At 72.3% G+C, this 26,210-nt stretch carries 29 protein-coding genes; 14 read left to right on the forward strand and 15 right to left on the reverse strand.

Features of this window, described 5'->3' with window-relative positions; genetic code table 11:
• Positions 1–37: 37 nt before the first annotated feature.
• Entirely contained in the window at positions 38–616 is a 579-nt protein-coding gene (locus AB0C25_RS11035; RefSeq protein ID WP_357371893.1) for a MarR family winged helix-turn-helix transcriptional regulator, read from the reverse strand.
• Positions 617–729: 113 nt separating this feature from the next.
• Between AB0C25_RS11035 and AB0C25_RS11040 the strand changes: the two genes are divergently transcribed.
• The 3 genes from AB0C25_RS11040 to AB0C25_RS11050 all read left to right on the forward strand — a co-directional run bounded on the left by AB0C25_RS11040 (position 730) and on the right by AB0C25_RS11050 (position 4,459).
• On the forward strand, positions 730–2,391 hold the full coding sequence (locus AB0C25_RS11040) for an LLM class flavin-dependent oxidoreductase (RefSeq protein WP_357371896.1): 1,662 nt from the start codon (positions 730–732) through the stop codon (positions 2,389–2,391).
• A gap of 125 nt (positions 2,392–2,516) precedes the next feature.
• Entirely contained in the window at positions 2,517–3,134 is a 618-nt protein-coding gene (locus tag AB0C25_RS11045; protein WP_357371898.1) for a helix-turn-helix domain-containing protein, read from the forward strand.
• Complete coding sequence (locus tag AB0C25_RS11050; RefSeq protein ID WP_357371900.1) at positions 3,131–4,459, forward strand: MFS transporter; 1,329 nt, start codon at positions 3,131–3,133, stop codon at positions 4,457–4,459. The genes AB0C25_RS11045 and AB0C25_RS11050 overlap by 4 nt, the downstream gene beginning before the upstream one ends.
• A gap of 69 nt (positions 4,460–4,528) precedes the next feature.
• Here AB0C25_RS11050 and AB0C25_RS11055 read toward each other — a convergent pair whose 3' ends face one another.
• The 4 genes from AB0C25_RS11055 to AB0C25_RS11070 all read right to left on the reverse strand — a co-directional run bounded on the left by AB0C25_RS11055 (position 4,529) and on the right by AB0C25_RS11070 (position 6,879).
• Entirely contained in the window at positions 4,529–5,224 is a 696-nt protein-coding gene (locus tag AB0C25_RS11055; RefSeq protein WP_357371902.1) for an alpha/beta hydrolase, read from the reverse strand.
• 37 nt (positions 5,225–5,261) lie between these two features.
• Positions 5,262–5,642: a VOC family protein gene (locus tag AB0C25_RS11060; RefSeq protein ID WP_357371904.1), complete on the reverse strand. Its 381-nt coding sequence runs from the start codon at positions 5,640–5,642 to the stop codon at positions 5,262–5,264.
• A gap of 78 nt (positions 5,643–5,720) precedes the next feature.
• Positions 5,721–6,320, reverse strand: a complete 600-nt coding sequence (locus AB0C25_RS11065; RefSeq protein ID WP_357371905.1) for a DUF4291 domain-containing protein — start codon at positions 6,318–6,320, stop codon at positions 5,721–5,723.
• A 136-nt stretch (positions 6,321–6,456) separates the two neighbouring features.
• A complete protein-coding gene (locus AB0C25_RS11070; protein WP_357371907.1) occupies positions 6,457–6,879 on the reverse strand; it encodes an MmcQ/YjbR family DNA-binding protein in 423 nt (140 codons plus the stop codon).
• 154 nt (positions 6,880–7,033) lie between these two features.
• On the opposite strand from AB0C25_RS11070, the gene AB0C25_RS11075 reads away from it, so the two are divergent.
• A complete protein-coding gene (locus AB0C25_RS11075) occupies positions 7,034–8,836 on the forward strand; it encodes an acyl-CoA dehydrogenase (RefSeq protein ID WP_357371909.1) in 1,803 nt (600 codons plus the stop codon).
• A 12-nt stretch (positions 8,837–8,848) separates the two neighbouring features.
• Here the strand turns inward: AB0C25_RS11075 and AB0C25_RS11080 are convergent, their stop codons facing one another.
• A complete protein-coding gene (locus tag AB0C25_RS11080; RefSeq protein WP_238644885.1) occupies positions 8,849–9,025 on the reverse strand; it encodes a hypothetical protein in 177 nt (58 codons plus the stop codon).
• Positions 9,026–9,130: 105 nt separating this feature from the next.
• The gene (locus AB0C25_RS11085) at positions 9,131–9,850 is read right to left on the reverse strand and encodes a spermidine synthase (protein WP_357371911.1); all 720 of its coding nucleotides are present in this window, start codon (positions 9,848–9,850) and stop codon (positions 9,131–9,133) included.
• Between the two features lie 126 nt (positions 9,851–9,976).
• Between AB0C25_RS11085 and eccB the strand changes: the two genes are divergently transcribed.
• Positions 9,977–11,353 (forward strand): type VII secretion protein EccB, encoded by a 1,377-nt coding sequence (gene eccB, locus AB0C25_RS11090; protein ID WP_357371913.1) that lies wholly within the window; start codon positions 9,977–9,979, stop codon positions 11,351–11,353.
• A 31-nt stretch (positions 11,354–11,384) separates the two neighbouring features.
• On the opposite strand, the gene AB0C25_RS11095 is transcribed toward eccB, so the two are convergent.
• From AB0C25_RS11095 to AB0C25_RS11110, 4 genes are read right to left on the reverse strand one after another with little or no spacing between them, the layout of a single operon-like run.
• Complete coding sequence (locus AB0C25_RS11095; RefSeq protein ID WP_357239555.1) at positions 11,385–11,990, reverse strand: class I SAM-dependent methyltransferase; 606 nt, start codon at positions 11,988–11,990, stop codon at positions 11,385–11,387.
• A 54-nt stretch (positions 11,991–12,044) separates the two neighbouring features.
• On the reverse strand, positions 12,045–12,911 hold the full coding sequence (locus AB0C25_RS11100) for a carbohydrate ABC transporter permease (protein ID WP_357371915.1): 867 nt from the start codon (positions 12,909–12,911) through the stop codon (positions 12,045–12,047).
• Entirely contained in the window at positions 12,911–13,870 is a 960-nt protein-coding gene (locus AB0C25_RS11105; RefSeq protein WP_357371917.1) for a sugar ABC transporter permease, read from the reverse strand. The genes AB0C25_RS11100 and AB0C25_RS11105 overlap by 1 nt, the downstream gene beginning before the upstream one ends.
• Complete coding sequence (locus AB0C25_RS11110; protein ID WP_357371920.1) at positions 13,867–15,261, reverse strand: extracellular solute-binding protein; 1,395 nt, start codon at positions 15,259–15,261, stop codon at positions 13,867–13,869. Before AB0C25_RS11110 ends, AB0C25_RS11105 begins: the two co-directional genes overlap by 4 nt.
• Positions 15,262–15,376: 115 nt before the next feature.
• On the opposite strand from AB0C25_RS11110, the gene AB0C25_RS11115 reads away from it, so the two are divergent.
• The 5 genes from AB0C25_RS11115 to AB0C25_RS11135 all read left to right on the forward strand — a co-directional run bounded on the left by AB0C25_RS11115 (position 15,377) and on the right by AB0C25_RS11135 (position 19,737).
• Entirely contained in the window at positions 15,377–16,417 is a 1,041-nt protein-coding gene (locus tag AB0C25_RS11115; RefSeq protein WP_357371922.1) for a zinc-binding dehydrogenase, read from the forward strand.
• Positions 16,414–17,235: a sugar phosphate isomerase/epimerase family protein gene (locus AB0C25_RS11120; protein ID WP_357371924.1), complete on the forward strand. Its 822-nt coding sequence runs from the start codon at positions 16,414–16,416 to the stop codon at positions 17,233–17,235. Before AB0C25_RS11115 ends, AB0C25_RS11120 begins: the two co-directional genes overlap by 4 nt.
• A 65-nt stretch (positions 17,236–17,300) precedes the next feature.
• The gene (locus AB0C25_RS11125; RefSeq protein WP_357372004.1) at positions 17,301–18,587 is read left to right on the forward strand and encodes a hypothetical protein; all 1,287 of its coding nucleotides are present in this window, start codon (positions 17,301–17,303) and stop codon (positions 18,585–18,587) included.
• 55 nt (positions 18,588–18,642) lie between these two features.
• Positions 18,643–19,041 carry an NUDIX domain-containing protein gene (locus AB0C25_RS11130; protein ID WP_357371926.1) on the forward strand — a complete coding sequence of 133 codons (399 nt, stop codon included), beginning with the start codon at positions 18,643–18,645 and terminating at the stop codon, positions 19,039–19,041.
• Positions 19,042–19,083: 42 nt separating this feature from the next.
• Positions 19,084–19,737, forward strand: a complete 654-nt coding sequence (locus AB0C25_RS11135; RefSeq protein ID WP_357371928.1) for a DUF2267 domain-containing protein — start codon at positions 19,084–19,086, stop codon at positions 19,735–19,737.
• A gap of 222 nt (positions 19,738–19,959) precedes the next feature.
• Here the strand turns inward: AB0C25_RS11135 and AB0C25_RS11140 are convergent, their stop codons facing one another.
• On the reverse strand, positions 19,960–20,613 hold the full coding sequence (locus tag AB0C25_RS11140; RefSeq protein WP_357371930.1) for a helix-turn-helix domain-containing protein: 654 nt from the start codon (positions 20,611–20,613) through the stop codon (positions 19,960–19,962).
• Between the two features lie 68 nt (positions 20,614–20,681).
• Here AB0C25_RS11140 and AB0C25_RS11145 point away from each other — a divergent pair, with 68 nt between their 5' ends.
• Entirely contained in the window at positions 20,682–21,446 is a 765-nt protein-coding gene (locus tag AB0C25_RS11145) for an SDR family oxidoreductase (protein WP_357371933.1), read from the forward strand.
• A gap of 10 nt (positions 21,447–21,456) precedes the next feature.
• Here the strand turns inward: AB0C25_RS11145 and AB0C25_RS11150 are convergent, their stop codons facing one another.
• The gene (locus AB0C25_RS11150; protein WP_357371935.1) at positions 21,457–22,686 is read right to left on the reverse strand and encodes a hypothetical protein; all 1,230 of its coding nucleotides are present in this window, start codon (positions 22,684–22,686) and stop codon (positions 21,457–21,459) included.
• 26 nt (positions 22,687–22,712) lie between these two features.
• Positions 22,713–23,228: an NUDIX domain-containing protein gene (locus AB0C25_RS11155; RefSeq protein ID WP_357371937.1), complete on the reverse strand. Its 516-nt coding sequence runs from the start codon at positions 23,226–23,228 to the stop codon at positions 22,713–22,715.
• A 65-nt stretch (positions 23,229–23,293) separates the two neighbouring features.
• Here AB0C25_RS11155 and AB0C25_RS11160 point away from each other — a divergent pair, with 65 nt between their 5' ends.
• Positions 23,294–23,785 carry a type II toxin-antitoxin system PemK/MazF family toxin gene (locus AB0C25_RS11160; protein WP_357371939.1) on the forward strand — a complete coding sequence of 164 codons (492 nt, stop codon included), beginning with the start codon at positions 23,294–23,296 and terminating at the stop codon, positions 23,783–23,785.
• Positions 23,786–23,849: 64 nt separating this feature from the next.
• Here AB0C25_RS11160 and AB0C25_RS11165 read toward each other — a convergent pair whose 3' ends face one another.
• The gene (locus AB0C25_RS11165; protein WP_357371941.1) at positions 23,850–24,494 is read right to left on the reverse strand and encodes an NAD(P)H-dependent oxidoreductase; all 645 of its coding nucleotides are present in this window, start codon (positions 24,492–24,494) and stop codon (positions 23,850–23,852) included.
• A 151-nt stretch (positions 24,495–24,645) separates the two neighbouring features.
• On the opposite strand from AB0C25_RS11165, the gene AB0C25_RS11170 reads away from it, so the two are divergent.
• Positions 24,646–24,990, forward strand: coding sequence for a metalloregulator ArsR/SmtB family transcription factor (locus tag AB0C25_RS11170; protein WP_357371943.1), 345 nt, complete (start codon positions 24,646–24,648; stop codon positions 24,988–24,990).
• A gap of 174 nt (positions 24,991–25,164) precedes the next feature.
• The gene (locus AB0C25_RS11175; protein ID WP_357371945.1) at positions 25,165–26,208 is read left to right on the forward strand and encodes a phosphotransferase; all 1,044 of its coding nucleotides are present in this window, start codon (positions 25,165–25,167) and stop codon (positions 26,206–26,208) included.
• Positions 26,209–26,210 lie beyond the last annotated feature (2 nt).

Below are 26,210 nucleotides of genomic sequence, written 5' to 3' on the forward strand. Positions count from 1 at the left end.
CCCGCGTCGCGTTTCCCCCCGGCGGCCGTCGTCGGGGTCAGTCGGTGCTGCGGCGCCGGCCCCGGGGGGCGGCGCCGCGCCCGCGGCCGGCCGGGGCCGCGGTCTGGTTCGGCGCGGGTTGCACCTGCGGCACCACCTCGCAGAGGTCACGCAGCGGGTCCGTCGCCTGGGCCGAGCAGGCGACCCGCTGCAGCAGTGCGCGCAGCGTCGCCGACTCGGTCGGCGTGAGCGCCCCCAACAGGTGCGACTCGACGTGTCGTAGCGCCAGACGCCGTTGCTCCCAGGCGCCGCGCCCGACGTCGGTGACGTCGACGAGCCGGTTACGCCGGTCCGCCGGGTCCGCCCGACGGGCGACGAACCCGGGCCGTTCCAGGTCGTCGATCAGGTACGTGAGGACGGTGCGGTCGATGCCGAGCTCCTCCGCGATCGCGCCCTGGTTTCGGGCCGGCCCGGTGATCGCCGCGGTGAGCACCTGGTAGCCGCGGGGACCGCCGGGGAAGTCGGTGAGCGCGTGCTCGGCCGCCCGGACGTAGCCACGGAAGACGATCCCGAGCATCCAGCCCAGGTCGTCGTCGAGCGGATCGGGCCGGTCCGGCCGGTGAGGGGCACCCGTCATCCCCCAACAATAGCGCAGTGACGAAGACCTTGTTGGCAGGAGATGTTCTGCGTGGCATAAGGTTGACGCACGACGCATCGTTCGAGGCGTCGCGTGAATCGGGAGGCTCGCAGATGAGCGACTACGGCCATGACCTGGTCTTCGGATCGTTCGTCACCCCCAGCGGTGACAACCCGGCCCGCACGGTCGACCTCGCCGTCCTGACCGAGCAGGTCGGGCTGGACCTGGTCACCTTCCAGGACCACCCGTACCAGCCCGCGTTCCTCGACACCTGGACCCTGCTGAGCTTCGTCGCGGCCCGGACCAGCCGCGTGCACGTGGCGGCGAACGTGACAAACCTGCCCCTGCGTCCACCTGCGGTACTCGCCCGCAGCGTGGCCAGCCTGGACCTGCTCAGTGGCGGCCGGGCCGGTCTGGGCCTCGGCGCGGGAGCGTTCTGGGACGCCATCGAGGCGATGGGCGGCCGACGCCTGACCCCCGGCCAGGGCGTACGCGCGTTGGAGGAGGCCATCGGGGTCATCCGCCAGGTCTGGGACGCCGAGGCGCGCGGCGGCGTCCGTGTCGATGGTGAGTTCTACCGGGTACGAGGCGCCAAGCGTGGACCGGCGCCGGCCCACGCGGTGCCGATCTGGTTGGGCGCGTACAAGCCCCGGATGCTCCAGCTCACCGGTCGCCGGGCCGACGGTTGGCTGCCGTCGCTGGCCTATCTTCAGCCGGGCGACCTGACCAAGGGCAACGCGACGATCGACGACGCCGCGCGGGAGGCCGGCCGGTCGCCGCAGGATGTACGCCGGCTGCTCAACGTCTCGGGGCAGTTCTCGGCCGTCGGGCGCGGAGCACTGAACGGACCCGCCGAGCAGTGGGCGCGGGAACTTGCCGAGTTGGCGCTGGGAGAGGGTGTCAGCACCTTCATCCTCGGCAGCGACGATCCCGACGACCTGCGCCGGTTCGCCGGCGAGGTCGCTCCGGCGGTTCGTGAACTGGTCGCGGCCGAGCGTGATCGCGGTGCGGCACCAGAGTCGGGGAGTGCGCCGGAGTCGGGGAGTGCGCCGGAGTCGGGGAGTGCGCCGGAGGTGGAGCGTGCGCCGGAGGTGGAGCGCGCGCCGGAGGTGGCGTCGGAGCGGGAGCGTGTGTCGGAGCCGTCGGTGCGGCCGAGTCGGGCGACCGTGACCGGGGGGGCGTTCGCCGTGGTGCCGACCCCTGACGACGGCGTGCGGCGCAGCGACCAGCAGGTCTGGGACGAGTCGACCCGGCCGACCGGTCCCGCGCCCGACCCGGACCGCACCTACACCCCGCACGAGCAGGCCACCGGGGCGCACCTGGTGCAGGTCCACGACGGCCTGCGTGCCGAGCTGGCCCAGATCCACGATCTGATCGAGCAGGTGGCGGCCGGTGAGATCGACGCCGGGGCGGCCCGCTCCCACATCAACACCATGACCATGCGCCAGAACCGCTGGACGCTCGGCGTTTACTGCGAGTCGTACTGCCGGATCGTCACCACCCATCACACCATCGAGGACCAGTCGTTGTTTCCTCGGTTGCGAGCGCGTGACCCCCGGCTCGGCCCGGTCGTCGACCGGCTGGAGCGGGAGCACCACGTCATCCACGACGTGTTGGAGGGCGTCGACCAAGCCCTGGTCGCGTACGTCGGGTCTCCGGACGGTCTCGCCGAGCTGCGGGCGGCGGTGGACCTGTTGACCGACGCCCTGCTGTCGCACCTGAGCTACGAGGAGCGGGAGCTGGTCGAGCCGTTGGCGCGGTTGGGCATCGCCTGATCGTCGCTGGTTCCGTGGCCGTGGCCGTGGCCCGCGTCTGTGGCCCGCGTTTGTGGCCCGTGTTTGTGGCCCGCGGCCCGTGGCCCGGGGTTGCCGGGTCCGACGTGAGAGACTACTTTCGAAACATGTCTCTCAAGAACCCGTACGGGGATTTCGAGATCACCGAGCCGCAGGCGTTGCGGGCACTCGCCCATCCGGTGCGGCTGGCGATCCTCGAACACCTTCAGCGGCACGGCCCGGCCACCGCGACCGGGCTGTCGCCGCACGTCGGCGCCACACCGTCGGTGGTCAGTTGGCACCTGCGGCACCTCGCGACGTTCGGGCTGGTCACCGACTGGGACGGCGCCACCAACAAACGGGAACGCTGGTGGCAGGCCGTCGCCCGGGGGTTCCGTTTCACCGTGCCCGACAGCCTCGAGGGGCAGTCCGCCAGTCACCAGCTGCGCGGCGAGATGTTCGCCCGCAACGCCGACGCGCCCCAGCAGTGGCTGCTGCGCGAGGAGGCCCGGCTGGACCCCGAGTGGCGCGCGCTGGCCGGCATCGCCGACACCCGGTTCGTGGCCACCGCCGACGAACTGCGCCAGCTTGAGGAGTCGATCGAAGAGCTGATCGCCCCCTACGTGCGGCGCAAGGAGGAGTCCGCCCCGGACGGCGCACGGATCGTCCGGATGCTGCGCTACCTCCTGCCCGAGGCCGGCGACAACGACTCGGCCCAGGCCGGCGACGACCCGGCCGCGTCGTGAACACCACCGGCGCGGACACCGAGCGTGCCGCCGGCGCGGACACCGAGCGCGCCGCCGGCGCGGGCACCGAGCGTGCCGCCGACGCGGTGTCCCCGCCGGTGCTGCATCGGGACCGGCGCTTCCGCACCTTCTGGATCGGTCAGACGATCTCCGACTTCGGTGATCGGATCAGCGAACTGGCCCTGCCACTGATCGCCGTCACCCTGCTCACCGCGACGCCCGTGCAGGTCAGCGTCCTCACCGCGTTGATCTGGCTGCCCAACCTGCTGGGTCTGTTCCTCGGCGCCTGGGTGGACCAGCGCACCCACAAGCGGCGACTCCTGATCATCGCGGACCTGATCCGTGGCGCCGTCCTGTTCAGCCTGCCGGTGGCCTACCTGTTCGGCGCGGTGACCCTCGCCCAGCTCTACCTGGTGGCACTGCTCACCGGTACCGGTGCGGTGCTGTTCGCCATGGCGCGTCAGGCGTTCTTCGTGGCCCTGGTGCCGCGATCGGCGTACGTGGACGCGAACAGCAAGCTGAGCATGAGCCGGTCACTCTCGTTTATCGCCGGTCCGGCCGTCGGCGGTGGACTGGTCCAGGCGCTGAGCGCACCGGCCGCGATCGTCGTCGACGCGGTCTCGTTCCTCGGCTCCGCGCTGCTGCTCAGCCGCATCCCGGTGACCGAGCCGCCTCCGCCGCCGCGTCGGACGTCCACTCTCGGCCTGGTCCGCGAAGGGCTCGTGCTGGTGTTGCGGCATCCGGTGCTGCGGGCCGCGCTGGGCTGCACCAGCACCGTCAACTTCTTCACCTTCATCTCCGCCGCGTTGCTGGTGCTCTACGCCAGCAACGAACTTCACCTGTCGGCCGGCGCGATCGGCGTCGCCCTCGGATTCGGGGCGGTCGGCGGCCTCGCGGGCGCGGCACTCGCGCCACGGATCTCCCGTGCCATCGGACTGGGGCGTACCGCCATGATCGGTGTGGTGCTCTTTCCCGCGCCGCTGGCGCTGACCGCGCTAGTGTCCGGCCCCATGTGGACGAAGGTGGCCATGCTGGCGGCCATCGAGCTGGTCTCCAGCGTCGGGGTGATGCTGATGGACGTCAACCTCAACGCCCTCCTCACCGCCGTGACGCCCGACGACGCGCGAGGACGCCGCGCCGGTGCGTACAGCGCGGTCAACTACGGCATCCGACCGCTCGGCGCGCTTGTCGGTGGTGCGTTGGGCACCACCATCGGGCTCCGACCGACCCTGGTCGTCGCGGGCCTGGGTGGTGTGCTCGCCGTGCTCTGGCTGCTCGCGTCGCCGGTGCGCCACATCAGGACACTCGACGAGCAGACGGCCTGACCGGCCCGGGTGGCTCGCCCGGACCGCCGTGGCCGTAATCGCTGCGGGGGCGGACCTCGGGCGCGCCGGTCAGCTGGTTTGTGCCAGCAACAGCTCGGCCAGCTCGGTGGGCTGGGAGATCATCGGCCAGTGACCGGTGGCCATCGTGGCGAGTCGCCACTGGTCGCTGGTCAGCAGCTTGGCCACGGTCTCGTTGGGCTCAGGCCCGTCGAGCAGGCACTTGATGTACGTCGCCGGAAGCTCGCCCAACGGCCGGGTCAGCACGGCCGGCTCGCTCAGCGTGGCGCCCGGGTGCGGCGTGGAGCCGTTGACCAGGCGGGTGACCTGCTCGTCGGTGAGCCCCTGACCGTCGAAGTCGGCCGCACCGAGCGGCGGCCAACACCCGCCGTTGTCGGCGAGCACCGACTCCAGCGCCGCCGGCCCCTGCCAAAACTCGGACATGAACGACGCGCCGTCGACCGGCACCTCCGAGTCGACGAAGACCACCCTGGTCAGCCGGTCGCCGATCCGCTCGGCGGCCTGACCAACCGGGATGCCCGAGTAGCTGTGCCCGACCAGCACCACGTCGCGCAGGTCGCGGCGCTCGACCTCGTCGACGATGTCGCGCACGTGGGTCTGCTGGCCAGCGGCCACACCCTGCCGCTCGGCGAGGCCGGAGAGAGTCAACGGGTAGGTGTCGTGCCCGGCCGCACGCAGTGGTGGCACCACCTCGTCCCATGCCCACGACCCCAGCCACGCCCCTGCCACCAACACGAAATCAGCCATGGCCGGGACCCTAACGTCGCCCTGTGACAGCCCGGCTTCAGGACCAGGTGCGGGACTCTGCCGCGAAGACCTCCGGTGGACTCGCCACCGGCAGCACGCACAGGAGATGCCCACCGGGTGCCCGCAGGACCCGACACTCAAGCCACTGCGACACCTCGGTGGCACCCAGACCGATCAACCGTGCGGTCTCGGCCGACACGTCGTCGGTCTCGATGTCGAGGTGAAAGCGCGGCGCGTCGTCCACCGCCTGCACGGCGGTGACCAGCCCCGGCAGCGCCTCGTGCAGGCCGACGAACTGCGGTTCCGCCGGATCGGACCGGGTGCTGACGCCGAGCGCCGCCGACCAGAACTCCGCTGCCTGGGTGGCCTCCGCCTCCGGGGCGTCGATCAGCAGCGCGTACACGCGGCTTCGATGCATGGCGGACAGGATATCGAGGACTCCCGCGTGCTGCGCGGCGCGGCACCTGGCACCCGACTGCCGGCGGCCACCGGGCGATCACCCGCTGGCACCAAGGTGGGCCGCGACCTGCGTCGGCAGTGGATAGCTGCGTTCGACCGGCAGGTGCTCTGTCGCCGCGCGGAGGTCAGCTGCCCGAACCAGGTCCCGTACGCGGTGGACGGTGGGGGTGATGTCGGTGACGCTGACCGTCCAGTCGTCGACGTAGCGGGCGACAGCTTCGCCGGAGAGTCCCACCTGCAACGACCGGTACGGCAACGCGCCCAGGTGCAGTGTGCGTTCCGGATCCCACTGCACGCGTACCGGACTGGTCCTGAGGTGTCGCGACCACGCCGCCCGGTCACCGTGCAGGCCCCGGTCGTAGTGACTCAGACAGGCCCGCGCCAGCGCCCACTCGAAGCCCTCTCGGGTGATGTCGATGGACAGCACGTGCTCCTGGCCGCGCTTGGTGGCCCAGCCGCACCGGTACATCATCCACCGGAAGGACGGCTTGATCCAGGTCATCCGCTCCCGCCTGAAGGGAGCCACGAGCCGACCGGCCGCCACCGCCGGCAGCGCGATCTCCGGCGGGTACGCCTGGTACACGGTGATCGTGTCGGCCGAGTAACGGGCGCGGATCTCGCGGACGGGAATGGACACACCGGGATCGTCGCCCCTCGGACCGCACAGGCTCCACCTGATTTCGTAGCCAGGCCGGGGAGCCGGTATGGCGGCAGCGCCTCGACCAGCCGGCCCGGCATCGGCGAGACCGCTGGCCACCGGGTGCTGTCGGCGCTCAGCCGACCGGCGGGACCGGGGGACCGACCTGGGCGGCGAGCCGCTTCGGGGCCATGATGCGGTAGCTCTCGGTGAGCAACTCGCCCACCTCCTCCCAGTCGGTGTCGTCGCCCAGGATGATGCCCATCACGTTCGGACTCCAGTCCGGTTTGTAGAAGGGGTGCCCGGTGCCGAGGAGCCCGGCGATCTCGTCGAGTGGCGACCGGAAGGTCAGCAGGCAGGCGGAATCGTCGAGTGCGGCGGCACGTGCGTGGACCGGCTGGCGATCGGGGTCGACGCTGCGCACGTGGGCGATGGTCCGCTTGCGGATCCGCCAGCGGATGCCCACCCAGGCAGGCTCCTCGTAGGTCTCCGGCAGCTCCAGGCAGATCGGCCGCAGCCGGTCGAGGACCTCGGGTGGGACGTCTCCGGGTGCGGTCACGGGCAACGACGCTAGGCGGTCGGTGTGACAAGTTCCGCTCGTGGAAGCCCACCCGGGCCGGTGGTGCGTGCCCGGTCGATCGGCCAGGATGGGCCGGGGCGACCGTGGGCCGTCGCCCCGGCTCGACCCGCCCCCGTGCCCGCTGAGGAGTGCCGTGCCGTCCACCCTGCTCTCCCGCCGAGACCTCGACTTCCTGCTGCACGAGTGGCTGCGGGTGTCCGAACTCGTGGAGCGTCCCCGCTACGCCGAGCACTCCCGGGAGACCTTCGACGACGCCCTGGACCTCGCCGAGCGGGTGGCCACCGAGCAGTTCGCCCCGCACAATCGCGCCGCCGACCTCACCGAGCCCAGCTTCGACGGGCAGCGGGTGCGGCTCATCCCGCAGGTGCGCGCGGCGCTTGACAGTTTCGCCGAGACGGGCCTGCTCACCGCCGGACTGGACGCCTCGGTCGGCGGCCTGCAACTGCCGCACGCCGTCGCGGCGGCCTGCTTCACCTGGTTCCAGGCGGCCAACGTGGCCACCTCCGCGTACCCGTTCCTCACCCTGGGCAACGCCAACCTGCTGCTGGCGCACGGCAGCGCCGAGCAGGTGGACACCTACGTCCGGCCCATGCTCGACGGCAGGTTCTTCGGCACCATGTGCCTGTCCGAGCCGCACGCCGGCAGCTCACTGGCCGACATCACCACCCGGGCGGAGCCCCAGGCGGACGGCACGTACCGAGTGTTCGGCACCAAGATGTGGATCTCCGGTGGCGATCACGAGCTGGCCGAGAACATCGTCCACCTGGTGCTGGCGCGGATCCCCGGCGGCCCGCCCGGCGTGAAGGGCATCTCGCTCTTCATCGTGCCCAAGGTGCTGGTCGGTGCGGACGGGTCGCTCGGCGACCGCAACGACGTCGTGTTGGCCGGCCTCAACCACAAGATGGGTTTCCGGGGCACCACGAACACGTTGCTCAACTTCGGCGACGGCGGGCACACCCCGGGCGGCCGCGCCGGTGCGGTGGGCCACCTGGTCGGTCCGCCGCACCAGGGGCTGGCCCAGATGTTCCACATGATGAACGAGGCCCGGATCGGGGTCGGGGCCGGTGCCACCGCGCTGGGTTACACCGGCTATCTCAAGAGCCTGGCGTACGCCAGGGAGCGACCGCAGGGCCGTCCGGTCGGCGCGAAGGACCCGGCCACGTCGCAGGTGCCGATCATCGACCACCCCGACGTACGACGGATGCTGCTGGCGCAGAAGAGCTACGTGGAGGGGGCTCTGGCGCTGGTGCTCTACTGCGCGCGGCTGCTCGACGAGCAGCACACCGCCCCCGCCGAGGCGGACCGTGAGCGCGCGCACCTGCTGCTGGACGTGCTCACCCCGATCACCAAGAGCTGGCCGTCGCAGTGGTGCCTGCACGCCAACGACCTGGCGATCCAGGTGCTCGGGGGCGCCGGGTACACCCGCGATCACGATGTGGAGCAGCACTACCGGGACAACCGGCTCAACCCGATCCACGAGGGCACCCACGGCATCCAGGCGTTGGATCTGCTGGGCCGCAAGATGACCATGCGCGGCGGCGCCGGCCTCGCCGAGCTGACCGCGACGATCGGCGATACCGTCGAGCGGGGCCGAAAGGTCGGCGGCGAGGCGGCCGATCTGGCGGACCGGCTGGCCGCCGCGGTGGACCGGACAACCGAGGTCACCCGTCGGCTGTGGGCCGACGGTGACCCGGTGTCCGCGCTGGCCAACGCCACCGCCTACCTGGAGGCGGTCGGGCACGTCGTGATCGCGTGGATGTGGTTGGAGCAGGTGCTGGCGTTGCCGCCGGAGGAGGCCGGCGACGCATTCCACGCCGGCAAGCGCCAGGCGGCGCGCTACTTCTTCCGGGTCGAGTTGCCCCGCACCGGTCCGCAGTTCGACCTGCTGGACAGCCGGGACCGCACCACCCTCGACATGCGCCCGGACTGGTTCTGACCGGGCCGGCTGTCAGCGTCGGCGGTTCTGGTGCTGCATCGCCTGCCGGCCCTTGACCACACCCAGGATGATCACGATCACCAGCGCGATCAGGCCGATGATGATCAGCCAGCGGACGGCCTCGAGGATCAGCCCGAGCAGGATCAGCACGCCGGCGACCACGCCGACGACCCAGAGCAGTGCACGCATGTCGACCTCCGGTAACCGGCCGCGCCTGGTGCGGCGGGCACGGTGTGACCTTTCCCGATCTGGCCGCCACCATGCCCGCGTGAGGGGTCGGCCTGCCCGGCCGGCTCAGCCCTTGGTGCGCGCCACGTAGACCGTGTTCGCGGACTCGCCGCCGGTCAGCGGGTTGGCGAACGGCACGACGTGCGCCCGCACGTCCACGAACACCTCGGCGAGCGCCGCGCTGAACTCGGCGTCCGGCGGGTCGTCCGACCAGAGCGCGAAGACCCCCTCGGGGCGCAGCAGGGCGGCCAGCCGACGCAGCCCGGCCGGCGGGTAGAACGCCGCGTGGCTCGGGTGCAGGACGTTGCGCGGGGAATGGTCGACGTCGAGCAGCACGGCGTCGAACCGCCGCCCGGGTGCCTCGGCGTCAAAGCCGGTGTCACCGGCCACCGCGGCGAAGAAGTCGGCCTGCACGAACCGGGTCCGGGGGTCCTCGGCGAGCCCTGCCGCGAACGGCAGCAGACCCCGATGGTGCCAGTCGATCACATCCTCGATCGCCTCCACCACCAGCAGCGAACGCACCCGTGGGTCGCCCAGCGCCGCGCAGGCGGTGTAGCCCAGCCCGAGACCACCGACCACCACGTCGAGCGAGTCGCCGGCCACCGCGGCGAGACCCAGCCGGGCCAGCTCGATCTCCGCGACCGGGAACAGGCTGGACATCAGGTACTCGTCGTCGAGTTTGACCTCGTACACCTCGACCTGGAGGGCCGGATCCCGGCGTCGGCGCAGGCTGATCGCGCCGATCGGGGTCTCCCGCCAGGCCAGCTCCTCGAAACGCGCGCCCACGGGTGCCCTCTCGCCGCCGGATTCGTCCCCGGATGGTACCGGTTGCCCCGCGCCGGACACGCAGGGTCCCGAGACATCGACGCACCGCATATTCTGTGCCCCGGCCGACCCACCGGAAGGGACCTCATGCCGTCGCGGCAGGATCAGCTGCACTCCTACCAGTTCAGCGTCCAGCGGGCGGTCGCCGCTCTGGTCATGCGCGAGACCGACCCCGCGCAGTCGCCGTTTCGGCGGCTGGCCGGCGCCGGCCTGGCCAGCGTCCTGGTCGCGGCGATCGGGCTCGGCGGCTTCGCGCTCTACGGCCTGTTCGCCGGGGGCGGCAAGGGCTGGCGCGACCCGGGTGCGGTGATCGTGGAGAAGGAGTCCGGCGCGCGGTTCGTCTATCGCGAGCAGAAGCTGCACCCGGTGCTCAACTACGCCTCGGCGCTGCTGATCGTCGGCGCGGACCAGTCCAAGACCGTGCTGGTCTCCCGACGCACGATCGACGGCGTGCCGCGCGGGCTGCCGCTGGGGATCGCCGACGCGCCGGATTCGCTGCCCGCTCCCGGTCGGCTGGCCACGGCGGCGTGGACCGTCTGCTCGACGGCCCCGGCGGGCGAGGCGCCCCGCTCCGCTCTGCTGATCGGCACCGAGCCCGACGGCGGCCGACTGCTGGGCGACGAGGCGTTGCTGCTGCGGCACCCCGACGGCGGGCTGCACCTGGTCTGGCACCAGCGGCGCTACTTCGTCCGCGATCCCAGCCGGGTGCTGGCGGCGCTCGCCACCACCCGCGCGCAGGCGGTGGCGGTGGCGCCCGCCCTGCTCAACTCCCTGCCCGCCGGCAGCGACCTCGCCCCCCTCGACCTGCCCGGGCTGGGCCAGCCCTCCACCCGGGTGCCGGACGCCGCGATCGGCACGGTCTACCTGGTGAGCAACTCCGGTGGCGGTCGGCAGTACGCGGTGGCCGTCGACGCCGGCCTGGCTGGCATCACCGAGTTGCAGGCCGGGCTGTTGCTGGCTCGCACCGGGCAGGGTGAGCCGGTGCCGATGACGTTGGGTCGTTTCGCCGCGCTGCCCACGGTGCCCGACCTCGCGCCGAGCGGCGCGTACGCCCCGCCGCCGACCCCGCCCCGGCTCGCGCCCGGCGACGGCGGGGACCTCTGCACCCGGGTCGCCGACGACGGCGGGGTCGCCGAGGTGCGCTGGGGCGTACCGCTGCGGGACCTGGCGGCCACGCCGCGGACCGCGCCCGCCGACGGCGCGGTGCTGGCCGACCACGTGGTGGTGGAGCCGGGTCGCGGCGCGGTGGTCGAGGCCGCCGCGGCCCCCGGCGCGTCCGGCGGCGCGGTGTCCGTGGTCACCGACCTGGGCCGACGGTACGTGCTGGCCGACCGGGAGGTGCTCCCGATGCTCGGCTACCGCGAGGTACGTCCGGTGCGGCTGCCCGCCGGGCTGGTCAGCCTGGTGCCCGCCGGCGCCACCCTGGACCCGGCCGCCGCTCGGGCCGTCGCCGCCCCCGACTGACGCCGCCCGACCGGGGCCGGGTCGGGCGGCGTCAGTCGGCCGGACGGCGCAGGATGCTGACCGCGAACGGCGCGTCGTCGCGCCACGGGCGCAGGTCCCAGGTGGCGAAGCGCTGCTCCACCCGTAGGCCGGCGGCCACCGCGTCGGCGTCGAAGGCGGTGAGGGGGTAGCCACGCTCGGTGCCGAAGCCGACGGTCAGCACGCCGTCGGGCCGCAGGTGCAGGGCGACCCGGCGCAGCACCTCCGGTTCGGTGCCGACGGCGACGAAGGCGAGGACGTTGCCGGCCAGCACCGCCGCGTCGAACGGCTCCGCCTCACCCATCGCCGGCAGGTCCAGCTCGGCCAGGTCGGCGACCAGCCACGTCGGGCCGGGATAGTCGGCGCGGGCGGCAGCCACCAGGGCGGGGTCGGCGTCCACCCCGACCACGGTGTGCCCGCGCTGGGCCAGCGCGGCACCGACCCGGCCTGTGCCGCTGCCGGCGTCGAGGATCCGGGAGCCGGGCGCGACGAGGGTGTCCACCAGTCGGGCCTCGCCGGCCAGGTCCGCGCCCTCGGCCGCGAGTTTCCGAAACCGATCGATGTACCACTGCGAGTGCTCGGGGCCGGTGTCGGTCGCCCAGCGGGTCGGGTTGGCCATGAGGCCACCGTATCCGGGCCGGTGGGGGCGCGGCCGGTGACCCGGGGGAGACGGTCATCCCTTCTCCGCGCCGCTGGTCAGGCCCTCGGTGAGCAGCCGCTCGCTGGCGAAGAAGAGGATCACGATGGGCAGGGTGAGGACGACCGACCCGGCCATCAGCACCGTCTTGGGCACCTCCACCCCGTCGGAGAGCAGGGACAGCCCCAGCGACACCGTCCACCGGTTGGGTTTGTCGATCAGGAACAGCAGGGCGAAGAGGAACTCGTTCCAGGCGATCATGAAGTCGTAGAGCGCGACCGCCATGATCGACGGCATCGCGAGGGGCAGGCTGACGCGGCGGATGATGCCGAGTCGACCGGCACCGTCGATGGCGGCGGACTCCTCCAGACTGACCGGGATGGTCTCGAAGTAGTTGCGCAGCATGTAGACCGACACCGGCAGCGTCTGCGAGATGTAGACCAGCACCAGGCCGAACAGCGAGCCGCGCAGGTCGACGAGGCTGAACGCCACGAACAGCGGGATCGCGATGACGATCGACGGGAACAGGTAGACCGCCAGGAACAGGAAGTCGACCTGCCGCCGGCCGAAGAACCGCAGCCGGGCCACCGCGTACGCGCCGGGGATCGCCACCAGCAGCGTGAGCACGGTCGCCGCGACCGCGACCAGTCCGCTGTTGCGGATGAAGGTGAGGAACCCCTGGCCCCCGTCGGCGGTGGACTTGAGGACCTCGGCGTACGTGGCCACGGTCAGCTCACCGAAGCCGACGAGCAGCGCGCCGGGGTCGAGCAGCAACTGCTCGATGGGGCGTACCGAGAGCACCAGCATGTAGTAGAAGGGGAAGACGGTGACCACCAGGAACACGGCGATCACCAGGCGGCGAAGCCAACGCAGGCTGACCGTCTCGACCATGTCCCGGTCCATCAACTCACCCTCCGTCCGAAGAAGCGCAGATAGATCACCACGAACACGATGAGCACCACGGCCAGCACGACCGCCTGTGCGGAGGCCGCGCCGATGTCGGTGCGAGCGGTGAGGAACTCGTACACCCGGACGCTGACCACCTCGGTGCCGGCGGCGCCACCGGTGAGCAGGTAGACGTCGTCGAACTTGTTGAACGTCATGATGAAACGCAGCACGCCCAGCAGGGCGATCACCGGCAGCAGTTGGGGCAGCAGGATGTGCCGGAACCGCTGGGTGGGGGTCGCGCCGTCGACCCGGGCGGCCTCCTCCAACTCACCGGGCACGGCCTGGAGCCGGGCCAGCAGGAACAGGAACGCGAACGGGAAGTACCGCCACGCCTCGAAGGCGATGACGGTGGTCAGGGCGGTCGACTCCTGGGACAGGAACGGCACCGGGGCGTCCCAGCCCAGCAGGCGTTGGCCCCACGCGTTGACGATGCCGAGCTGCGGGTCGAGCATCACCTGCCACACGAACGTCACCGCGACAACCGGTGCCACGTACGGCAGCAGCATGGATGCTCGGACCAGCGTGCGGCCCCGGAACGGTCGGCGGACGACCAGGGCGGCCACCAGTCCGAGCAGGATCGACCCGACGGTGCCGCCGACGCTGTAGATCAGCGTGACCCACAGCGTCTCGGCGAAGCCGGGGGTGTGCAGCACCCGGTCGAAGTTGTCCACGGTGAAGTCGCCGAACAGGCCGGTCTTGCGCAACGTGGCGAGCCGGACCCGCTGGAAGGCGAGCACCACGGTCCACACGATCGGGATGCCGATGACCGCGAGGGTGACGAGCAGTGTCGGTGCGACGAGCGCGAGCCCGGCACGGGATTCGCGGCGGCGCAGGGTCAGTGGGCGACGGCGGCCGGCCCGTCCCGGCCGCTCCCGGTTGGGGGAGCGGCCGGTCTCGGGCGCGGTGGTGGTCAATTGACGCCCGCCTTGATGGCTTCCACGTCCTTCTTGGCCCGGCCGGCGGCGGCCGCGGCGTCGGACTTGCCGGAGTAGACGTCGGTCAGCGCCTTGGGCACCGGTAGCTCACCGAGCATGGCGCCGACCAGCTTGCCCTGCCCCTGGGTGAGCCCCCACCGCTGGAAGGTGTCCGGACTGCGGCGCAGGGTGGTGAGCACCTCCTCACCGAACACGTCGGCGAGGGGCTTCTTCGCGTCCACACCGGCCTGGCTGGTGTTCCAGGCCGTCAGGTACGCCTCGGGCTCGGCCGTGGTGCCCTTGCGCACCGGGAAGCGGCCCTCGGGGGACATGCCGAACCATCGCGGGTAGCCGTCGCTGAGCATGTACTCCACGAAGGACTTCGCCGGGTCGGTCACCGCGCCGTCGAGCACCGCCCACGAGCTGATCTCGCCGTACTGTGCCGGCTCGGTGCCGTTCGGGCCCTTGATCGCGGTCACGAACCCGCTGTTCTTCGCGAGGAAAGCCGGGTCGGTCTGACACTGTGGGCAGGTCGGTTTGGCGTCGTTGCGCAGCCCGGCCAGCTCGTCGAGGATGAACGGCGACCAGATGACCATGGCCGCCTTACCGGCGAAGTAGGTGGCCCGGGTGGTGTCCACGTCCTGGGCGCCCTTCACCGAGCTGGTGCGGATCAGGTCGCCGTAGAAGCGGATCGCCTCCACGCACTGGGGGGAGTCGAGGGTGACCTTGCCGGAGTCGTCGGTGAGTTGGCAGCCGTTGGCCAGTGCCAGGTGCTCGAAGGTCTGCTGGGTGAACACGTCACTGGCGGAGGTTGCCGCGGTGATCCCGGCGACGCCACCGGTGTTGAGCTTCGCCGCGGCGTCGGTGATCCGCTCGTACGTGTCCGGGGCGGGCAGGCCGGCGGCGGCGAACAGGTCCTTGCGGTAGACGAGCAGCTGACCCCACCCGTCACTGGGGACGGAGAGCTGTTTGCCGTCGTCGGCGGTCAGCTCCAGCGCCCGGGGGGAGAACGTCTGCTTGCCCAGCTTGTCGACGACCTCCGCGTTCGCCGAGGCGTGCAGCAGCTCGTTGCCGGCGAGCGTACGGATGCCGGCCAGGGAGACCGAGCCGACCACGTCGGGCAGGTCGCCGGCGGCCGCGTTGGCGGCGATCAGGGAGGGGAACTGGTCCTCGTTGACGGTCACGAGGTCGACCTGGATCCCGGTCTTGGCGGTGAAATCGGCGATGATCGCCTTGGTGGCGGTGACCCGGTCGGCGACGTCTTCCAGGCTCCAGACGGTGATCTTTTTGCTGCTGCTGTCGGATCCGTCGTCGCCGCAGGCCAGCAGGGTGGACGCAGTCAGTGCCATGATCAGGGTGGTGGCGAGTATCCGCCTCGGAGGTGCTGACATCGGTGGCACTCCTCTCGAAGGGTACATGACTGATTCAACACGATCGATAGATTAATGACAAGACATATGGCGATTTTTTGCTATCCTGGAGCCCAGTGCAACCGGGATGTGACACATGGGCAACTGGGTCGTCTCACTCGCCGGGCCTCGACGGATCAGCCTCGAGCCCTGCCCACCAGATCCGCTCGGCCCCGGTCAGGTCCGGGTCCGCACCCGCTACTCGGGCATCTCCGCCGGCACCGAACTGACCCTCTACCGGGGCAGCAATCCCCGGCTCAGCAAGGACTGGGACGACACCGCCCGGATGTTCGTCCCCCGACAGACCCCGGTTCCCTACCCGCTGATCGGCTTCGGCTACGAAGAGGTCGGCGAGATCGTCGAGGTCGCCCCGGAGGTCACCGACCGCCGCCCGGGGCAACTCGTGTGGGGTATCTGGGGTCACCGGGCCGAGGCGGTGCTCGCCGCCGGAGCGGTCCGTCCACTCCCCACCGGGCTGGACCCGCTCGCCGCCGTCTTCGCCCGGCCCGGCGCCATCGCGCTGACCGCCGTACTCGCCGGTGACCTGCACCTCGGTGACTGGGTCGGCGTCTTCGGGCAGGGCGTCATCGGGCTGCTCGCCACCCGCCTCGCCGTGCTCTCCGGCGCCCGGGTGGTGGCCGTCGACCCGGTGCCCAGCCGGCTGACGCACGCCGCCGGCTACGGAGCGAGATCCACGGTGGACGCCCGGACCGAATCCGCGGCGGCAGTGCTACGTCTGGCCACCGACGGCCGGGGCGCGGACGTCTGCCTGGAGTTGTCCGGCGCGTACCCGGCGTTGCACGAGGCGATCCGGTCCACCGCGCACGCCGGCCGGGTGGTGGCGGCCGGCTTCTACCAGGGCCAGGCCGACGCGCTCGGCCTCGGCGAGGAGTTCCACCACAACCGCATCCAGTTGGTGGCCGCCCAGGTCTCCGGTCCCACCCCCGCGCCGAGCATGGCCGGCCGGTGGACCGGAGACCGGGTCGCGCAGACCTTCATGGATCTGGTGGCTGAGCACAGCCTCGACCCGATGCCGCTGGTCAGCCACATCGTCGACGCCAGCGCCGTCGCCGACGCCCTCGCGCTGCTCGACCGCGGCGCCGGTGACGTCCTCCAAGTGGTGCTGAGGTTCTCATGACCACCATCGCGCTGGCCTGTCAGGAACAACTCCTGCCGGGCACCGACCTGACCCACAAGTTCGCGCTCGCGACCGCCCTCGGTTACCAGGGCATCGAGCTACGCGGGCGCGGTGACCTCGCGTTCGCCCACCGGCTGCCGGAGTTGCGCCGGGCCTGCGCCGACGGGGTCGTGCTGCCCACCGTCTGCGTCGAGATGGATCACTTCATCGGCGACTTCGACCCGTCCCGGTCCGCCGACGCCGTCCGTAACCTGCGCTCGCAGCTCTCGGTGATCGCCGAGCTGGGCGGCGTCGGGGTGATGACCCCGGCGGCCTGGGGGATGTTCTCCCGACGGCTGCCACCGTTCGAGCCGCCGCGTCCGCCGGCCGGCGACCGGCAGGTCCTCCTCGACGCCCTCGGCGAGCTGGGCGAGCACGCCAGGGCCGAGGGGGTCACCCTCTTCCTCGAACCCCTCAACCGGTACGAGGACCACATGGTCAACCGCCTCGACGAGGCGGTCGCGCTCTGCGCCGCCGTCGGGATGCCCTCGGTCCGGGTGGTCGCCGACACCTTCCACATGAACATCGAGGAGGACGACATGCACCGCGCGTTGCGTGGCGCCGCGCCGTACCTCGGGCACGTGCAGGTCAGCGACTCGAACAGGTTCCAGCCTGGTGCCGGGCACCTGGACTGGCCGGCACTGGTGCGGACCCTGCTGGAGCTGGACTACCGGGGCTGGCTGGCGCTGGAGTGTCGGCTGCGCGGCGACCCGGTCCGGGCCCTGCAACAGGCTGCGACGGTCCTGCGACACGCGCTGCCCCGCGAGGCCGCCGCGTGACCGCCGGAGGTGTGACGGCCGACGCCGACCCCGCCCGCACCGGTGGGCCGGCCGACGTCGCCGGGCTGCGCCAACTCGCCGTCGACACCCTCGACGCCAACTGGGAACGGGACCACACCGTGCCCTCGCGCACCCTCTACCCGCACCAGTGGAGCTGGGACTCCGCGTTCATCGCGATCGGGCTGGCCCAGGTGCGCCCCGAGCGCGCCTGGCGGGAGCTGGCGACCCTCTTCCGGGCGCAGTGGGTCGACGGGAGGGTGCCGCACATCGTGTTCAACCCGGCGATGCGGGTCGGCACGTACTTCCCCGGCCCGGAGCTGTGGCGCTCGGCGAGTGTCCCGGGCACGCCCACCGTGGACACCTCCGGTCTGGTCCAGCCACCGGTGCACGCGCTCGCGGCGTGGCTGGCGTTCCAGCGGGCACCCGACCCCACCGGCCTGGCCGCGCTGCGCCGGCTCTATCCCGCGCTTGTCGCCCAGCAGCGTTACCTGGCGACGCGGCGGGACGTGGCCGGCGACGGGCTGGTCTGCATCGTGCACCCGTGGGAGTCCGGGTTGGACAACAGCCCGGCCTGGGACGAGCCGATGGCCGCGGTCGCGGCGGAGGCGGCAGTCATGCGCGCGTACCGTCGGCACGACACCGCGCACGCCGACGCCGCGCACCGCCCCACGGACCTGGACTACGCGCGCTACCTGGCGATCGTCGCGGCCTACCGGGACCACGGGTACTCCGACCGCCGGCTGGCCGACGACCACCCGTTCCTGGTGGAGTGCCCGCTGTTCAACGCGGCGTTCGGGTCCGCCGAGCATGCCCTCGCCGAGATCGCCGTGCTCGTCGGCGCCGACCCTGGGCCGCACCGGTCCCGCGCGGCCCAGATCACCGAGGCGCTGCTACGACGGCTCTACGACCACCGCACCGGGACGTTTCAGCCCCGTGACCTGCGCACCGACCGGTTGGTCAGCGCCCGTACGGTGCTCGGGTTGACGCCGCTGATCCTGCCGGACCTGCCCGCGCGGCAGGCCGAGACGCTGGTCGTCGAGGCCCGGTCGGCGCGGTTCGGGGTTGCCCAGCGGATGGACCGGCCGTTGCCCACCTACGACCGCACCGCGCGCGACTTCGAGCCCCTGCGCTACTGGCGCGGGCCGAGTTGGCTGAACATCGGCTGGCTGGTCCGGCGCGGGCTGCTCGCCCACGGGCGCCCGGAGTTGGCCGCCGGGCTGCGTCGTTCGATGATCGACCTGGTCGGCGGGGCGGGCTGCCACGAGTACTTCCACCCGGACACCGGCGCCGGGCTGGGCTCGCCGGCGTTCAGCTGGACCGCCGCGCTGCTGCTCGACCTGCTGGCCGAGTGATCGCACGGCGGCCACCTGCTGGTAGCGTGCCCGATCTTCGACCGGAAGGGGCGGCGTGCGCGAGATCGACAAGGTGGCCTGGATCCTCATCGAGGACGGGCGGGTGCTGAGCACCCGGTCGGCGGGCAAGGACGTCTGGTACCTGCCGGGCGGCAAGCGTGAACCGGGAGAGACCGACCTGGAGACCCTGCGCCGGGAGATCGACGAGGAGTTGAGCGTCGAGGTGGACGTGCGCCACGCGGTGCACCTGGGCACCTTCACCGCTCAGGCGCACGGGCACGCGGGTGGTGTCAGCGTGCGGATGACCTGCTACCGGGCCGGTTACCAGGGACAGCTGACGCCGGCCAGCGAGATCGCCGAGATGGCCTGGCTCGGCTACGCCGACCGGCACCGCACCTCGCCGGTCGACCACCTCATCTTCGACCACCTGCTGGCGGAGGGCCTCCTCCGCTGACGGCGCCGTTTGTCCCGGCCCGCCGGGGGTAACCGCCCGGACGTGACCGACCCCGACGGGTTCCCGTACTTCATCGACGCGGTGTCCCGCCGGTCCGGCCTGCCGCCCGAGCAGGCCGCCGCGCTCGCCCGCGCCGTACTCCAGACGTTGGCCGAGCGGGTGACCGGCGGCGCGACCGACGACCTCGTCGGGCACCTGCCGAACGAGGTCGACGGCTACCTGACCGGCCCGGCCCCGGACCGGGCGGGGACGGTCGGCCCTGTCCTGGATCCGGCCGGGGGCGTCGGAGCGGATGGTGGCGTGGACGGGTTGGACACCGGGGTGGACCTGGACGTGGGTGGGGCCGCTGCGGTTGCGCCGCCGGTGGATGCCGGCCCGGTTGCGCCGCCGGTGGATGCTGGCCCGGTTGCGCCGCCGGTGGATGCTGGCCCGGTTGCGCCGCCGGCGGATGCCGGCCCGGTTGCGCCGCCGGTGGATGCCGGCCCGGTTGCGCCGCCGGTGGATGCCGGCCCAGCGGAGTTCCTGCGCCGGGTGGGAGAGCGCGCCGGGGTCGATCCGGCCACCGCCCGAGCGGGCACCGGCGCCGTCTTCGGCACACTGCGATCGGCGATGACCGTACGGGAGTTCCGGCAACTGGTGGCGCGACTGCCACGCGGTGGTGAAGGCGGATTTCCGTCCGACCCCTACCGGCCCTGAACGGAACCGCCGCCCGGCCGGTCCGGTCCGGCGAGATCCACTCGTGTTCCTTGAAGTCGGGGTATCGCGGCGACCGGGACACCCCGGCTTCCGGTAACCCGAGTCGATCACGGCGCTGCCGCCAGTGACCTGCTGCGCGCCACCGGCTACGACCCGACCTCGGCCAACGACGAGGTACGCAGGGCAGCGGACGAAGGCGAAGAGTCGGTCAGCGCGGGTTGATCAGGGCCCTTGGCCCGATCTGGTCGTCGGGCCGTCCGTGCGATGGGTCGGCGCGCGCCCCCCGACGTCGTCGCCGAACGCGGCGGTGAGCGCCGTCGAGATCAGCGCGGGCAGATCGGTTCGTCCGTCGTCCTCGGCCCAGCGCACCACCGCCGTGTGCAGGGCGGCGAGACAGGCGCTCGCCGCCGCCTGGACCCGGAACGCCGAGTCGGGATCGGCGGCATCGTCCCCGACGGCCGCGACGATGGCCTGCTGCAGGGCGTACTGGTTGTCGAGGTGTTTCGCCCGCAGGGCCGGAGTGGAGATCATGAGGCGGAGGCGGGCCAGCAGGAAGTCCCGGTGGCTCCCACCGGTCAACGCCGCGGCCGATTCGATGAGGGCGCCGCCGATGCGCCGGACCAGAGGCTGGGCGGCCGGTGCCGCGGCGATCCGCTCGGCGACGAGTTGGCCGCGATCATCGAGGAGGACGAGGTCCTCCTTCGTGGGGAAGTGCCGGTAGACGGTCATCGGGGAGACCCCTGCGGCCTCGGCGACGTCGTGCACGGTCGTGGCGTCGTAGCCGCGCTCGCTGAACAGCCGTACCGCCTGCGCCTGGATCGCGCGCTGCGTGTCAGCTCGTCGTTGGTCTCGCAGTCTTGAACGTTGGTCCGGCACGTGTTAGACACTACCTTGGTGATAGTCACTACCAGATTGGTGGTGACTACCAGATCTGAGGTGGCGACATGGGTGATCTGACCGGCCGGACGGCTCTCGTGACCGGGGCATCGCGCGGCATCGGCCAGGCGATCGCGGCACTGCTGGCGGCGCGGGGGGCGATGGTCTTCGTGCACTTCGGCACCGACCAGGACGGTGCGACGGCGACGGTCGACGAGATCGGACGTGCCGGCGGCACCGCGCTCGCCGTCCGCGCGGAGTTGGGGGTGGACGACGACGTCGAGACGCTCTTCGCGGGGGTCGAGGCCGGTCTGGCCGGGCGACCACTCGACATCCTCGTCAACAACGCGGCGACCGCGCCGGCCGGTCCGCTCGGTGTCACCTCGCGGGCGGAGTTCGACCACCTCTTCGCGGTGAACGTGCGAGCGCCGTACTTCATCACCCAGCGGGCGCTGTCACTGCTGCGCGACGGCGGCCGCATCATCACGATCTCGTCCGTGGCGACCCGGATGGCCAACCCCGCCCAGACCTCCTTCGCCATGACGAAGGGCGCGGTCGAGACGATGAGCATGACGCTGGCCAACCAGGTCGGTGTCCGGGGTATCACGGTGAACGCCGTCGCTCCCGGCGCCACCCGGACGGCGACCAACGGGTCGGTCTTCGACACGCCGGGCCTGGCCGACCTCATCCGTGGGACGACCGCGCTCGACCGGCTCGGCGACCCCGACGACGTCGCCGAGGTGGTCGCGTTCCTCGCTTCCGACCGGGCGCGCTGGATCACCGGTCAGGTCATCGACGCGAGTGGCGGCCTGTTCCTCGGCCCGCGCGTCTGATCGCGGGGGCTCACGTCGCGGAGTCGGACAGCTCCTCCGGGTCGGTGATCCAGGCGGAGAACACCGGCACCCCGTGCCACGGCCCGGCGGTCCCGTCCGGCCGGGCGTCGCTGGCAACGGCCACCACGGCGTACGGGTGGCCGAAGCGTAACTCCGCGGTGCGGGCCACGCCCTCCGGCGGCAGGCTGACCACCCCGAACATCCCGGTCACCGCGGCTGCCTCGAACCCGTACCGGCCGTAGCGGGCCAGCGCCGTCTGTCGTGCCTCGAAGCCCCGCACCGGTTGGGCCAGCGCCTTCGCCAGCGCCACCGTGGCCGCCGGAAAGCCCAGCGCCGGAGCGGTCAGGTCGTGCTCGCTGCGGGCCGACCAGCAGGGGAGCAGCGCGGTGTGCCGCTCCTCGCGGCCGTGGCGGGCCCGGGTCCGGACCCGTTCCTCAGTCAGCGTCCAGAGTGGGGTCTCGCCCAGCGGCAGGTCGAACAGTGATCGGCTGCCGGCCGGTGACGTGCCGTCGGCCGCGCCGGCGCTGAGGTCGTACGCGACGGCCAGCACCTCGGCGGGCGACACCTGCGGTGCGGCGGCCACCGACAGGACGACCAGCCCCGCGCCGTCGCTGCTCGGGGCCGGTGCGGCGTGCACGATCACGTCACCGACCCGTGTGCCGGACACGATGGCGCACCGGTGGCCCTGGCTCGGGCTGCGCAGCACCTGGCGTAGCCGGCGCGCCCAGGCGCTGCCGGCGCCGAGCGCGCGGGCGTCGGCGCGGTCGAACGGGGTCGCCCAGGAGATGCGGGTGGCCAGCGCGCTGGCCAGGGCGAAGACCACGTCCGGGCCGACCTTCAGGGGGAACGTGTCGATCAGGCCGTCGGTGTGCTCGCGCGCCCAGGCATCCAACCCGGCCTGGTCGGGCAGCGCGCCGACCTCGGTCGTCGCGGGCAGCGCGGCCCGCCAACCAGGCGACCCGCCGCCGCTCTGGCCCGTCCGGTGCCAGAGCGCGGTGGCGGAGGCGACAAGCGGATGCGGCGCGTCCAGGAGCGTTCGGGCGACCTCCGCCGCGCTGGCCAGGTCGGTGCCCAGAGCACGGGCCAGGTCCTCGGCGGCCGGGTCGGAGTCGGCCGCGGTGGCGCAGACCGCGAGCAGCAGCCAAGCGCCGAGCGGGGAGGCGACGTGGTGCCGGTCGCCGATCGTGGCGTGCAACCGCGCGGCGTACGCGGCGAGTGGCCCGTGCAGATCGGTCGTCATGCCCCCACTCTGCCCGCCGGCCCGGCTCACGACCACAACTCGAACGGCTCGTCGATCTCCTCCCCGGCCAGGAAGGGCGTGATCAGCCGGGGGAGTTGCCCCGGGTAGAACCGCTCCGGGCTGGCCACCACCTCCGGCAGCGGCCACCAGCGGAAGTCGAAGTAGTCCTCGCGCTCGTAGTCGAGGCGAAGCGCCTCGTCCACGTCCGGGCCGGGGCCCGCGAGTCGTACCGTGACCACCACCTCGTCCTGGACGTGCCGCACCTGACGGTGCAGGAAGCTTGCCTGCCGATGCCAGATCGGCGCGCCCACCTGGTCGGCGGCGACCACGATGCCGGTCTCCTCGCGCAGCTCGCGTACCGCCGTGTCGCGGTAGGTCTCTCCGGGGTCCATGCCGCCGCCCGGCAGCTCCCACCATTTTCCCAGCCGGGGATGGTCCGGGTCGTGGGTGTGGAACAGCAACACCCGGTCGGCGTGGTCGACGACCACCACCCGTACCGCACGCCGTTCGAGGATCGGCAGGTCGTCGGGTATGGCACTCATCGGCCCAGTCTGCCGCAGCAACTCCCACGCCGGTGGTTGGCACGGCGGCGGGTAGGCTGCCCGCCGTGGCTGGTCTGTTGAGGAATGTCGCGGCTCGTATCTCCCGGGTGGGCGCGGTGCTCCCGTCGCCCCGACGTGCCGGGCCGGCACCCGCGCAGGTGGCCCGCCGCCGTCAGGTGAGCGCCCTGCAACGACGGGAGCTGACGTACGCCCCGGAGCGGGACGGTCAGGCCGATCCGGGCGAGATCGTCTGGACGTGGGTGCCGTACGAAGACGACCCCCGGCAGGGCAAGGACCGGCCGGTACTTGTCGTCGGTCGGCACAGCCGGACGCTGTTCGGGCTGATGCTGTCCAGTCAGAGCGAGCGGGACGGGCAGCGGCACTGGTTCGCGCTCGGGCCGGGTGAGTGGGACCGGGACAACCGGCCGAGCTGGGTCCGCCTGGACCGGGTGCTCACCATGCGCGAGGACAGCATCCGCCGCGAGGGTGCCGTGTTGGATCGGCCCCGGTTCGACCGGGTCGGGCAGGCGCTGCGCGCCGGCTACGGCTGGCGCTGACCGCGCGCCCGGCGGGGCCGCCCCTGTCGAGCGGCCCTGGGAGTGACGCACCTGGTGCTCATGCCTACTCGCGGCTCGGGCCGACCGCTGCGCCCCGCGCGTCCGGCGGCGGGTACGGCTGGTCGGCGAGCAGCCGTGCCAGGTGCGCGGTGTTGAGTGCCAGGGCCTTCGTGGTGCGGCCGGTCGTGTCGGGCTTGGGGCCGGCGTCGCGGTAGTCCACCTTGTGCAGCGCCTCGCCGACCCAGTAGGTCGCGGCGGCGGCGGGGAGGGTGAACCCGACCTCGTTGAGTGCCTGCTGCACCTCGCCGATGGTGTGGTGTGCGCCGTCCTCGTTGCCGACGACGGCGACGCCGGCCACCTTGCCGTAGGTGAGGAGCCGACCCTCGGCGTCGGTCTCGGACAGTTCGGCGTCCAGGCGTTCGAGGACCATCTTGCAGACGCTGGCCGGCTGACCGAGCCAGATCGGCGTGGCGATGATGAGCACCTGGGCCGCCAGCAGCTTGGCGCGGATCGCCGGCCAGCCGTCGCCGCTGCCCTCATCCGTGGACACCCCGAAGCGCACGCCGTGATCGACGACGCGGACCAGTTCGCCCTCGACGCCCTGTGCGGCCAACTCGGCGAGCACCTCCCGACCGAGTTGCTCGGAGCTCGACGGCGCTGGTGAGGGCTTGAGGGTGCAGTTGAGCACGAGGGCGCGAATGGTCGCCACGTCGGTTCCTCCGGCTGGTCGGCGGGGATGTGGCTGTCCCATACCCGGACAGTGGCCCCGACACTCACGAGGCGGCGAAGCCGTGGACGAGAGAGCGTTGGGCTGTATATTCAACCGGCAGGTTGATTAACTTTCTGGTGGAAAGCGACAGATGACAGCAGATCCTGTCGACGCCGTGTTCGCCGCGCTCGCCGACCCGACCCGCCGCGCCATCCTGGCCCGGCTGGCGACCGGTGCGGCCACGGTCAACGAACTGGCGGCACCGTTCCCGATCAGCGTCCAGGCGGTCTCCAAGCACCTCGCCGTGTTGGAGCGGGCGGGCCTGATCGTGCGGACCCGCGAGGCGCAGTGGCGTCGCTGCCGGCTGGACCCGGCGCCGCTGCGGACGCTCGCCGAGTGGCTCGACCAGTACCGCCGGCTCTGGGACGACCATTACGACACCCTGGACACCTACCTCCGCGACCTGAGGGAGACCCACCATGAGCACGCTCCCTGACCTGACGGTCCGTCCGGTACGACACCACGAAGGAGCGCGACGGCGAGGTCGACTCCGGCATGACGAGGGGCGCCGCCGAGTCGTACGCCGCGCTGGACCGGCACCTGGCCACGCTGCGCTGAACGTGGGCGGCCGGCACACCGGGTGGCCCGGCAGGGCTGGCATGCTGGCCGCATGACCGAGGACGTCCTGCGGCAGGTGGCCGAGCAGGTCCGGGCAGCCTTCGGCCTGCCACTGTCCACCATGGAGCGGGTGACCCACGGCGCGGACGAGCACGCCCGACTGTGGCTGGCGTCCACCGTCGACGGCGCTCGGTACGCGGTCAAGCTGAGCGGCGGCGGCACCGCGGCCGGTCTGGCCGTGACGGCGTACCTGGCCGGACAGGGGGTGCCGGGCATCGCCGCGCCGCTGCGGACCCACGACGGACAGCTGTCCGTCGACCACGACAGCCACCGCCTCTCGGTGGTGCCGTGGGTCTCCGACCAGCGGGCGCTCGACGGGGCGATGACCGACGCGCACTGGTACGCGTACGGCGAGGTGCTGGCGGCCGTGCACGCGGTGCCGGTGACCGACGAACTGAGCCGGCTGCTGCCTCCGGGCGGCGCGGCGTACCCCTCGATCGTCGCCGCGACCCGCGCGATGGCCGAGCGGCTGCGCGACCCGGACCGGTCCGACCCCGCCGGTCCGGTGCTCGCCGACCTCGCGGCGGTGTGGTCCACGGTGGCCGACCGGGTGCGCACACTGACCGGCGGAGTGGAGCGCATGGCCGCCGACCTGCGCGATCGCCCCGCGCCGGTCGTCTGTCACGGCGACCCGCACCTGGGCAACCTGTTGCTCGGGGCGGACGGGCAGGTGTGGTTGATCGACTGGGACGACGCCGTGCTCGCGCCGCCCGAGTGTGACCTGATGTTCGTCCGGGGTGGGGTGCTCGCCTTCGCGCCGGTCACCCCCGGGCAGCAGAGGGCCGTGCTCGCCGGCTACGGTCCGGCGGACATCGACCCGGCTCGCCTGGCGTGGTTCCTCGCGGTCCGCGCGCTCGACGACCTCAGTGACTGGACCCGCCAGGCGTTGGACCCGGGCGCCGACCCGGCCGAGCGGGATCGAGCCACGGCGATCGTGCGGGGGCTGGTGTCACCGGTCGGTCTGGTCACCCTCGCCGACGCGGCGATGCGTGACCTCGCGCCACCGCGCCGTACGCCGCGCCGGACCGACGCCTGACC

The sequence above is a fragment of the Micromonospora sp. NPDC048839 genome, from assembly GCF_040649915.1.
Taxonomy (GTDB): Bacteria; Actinomycetota; Actinomycetes; order Mycobacteriales; family Micromonosporaceae; genus Micromonospora.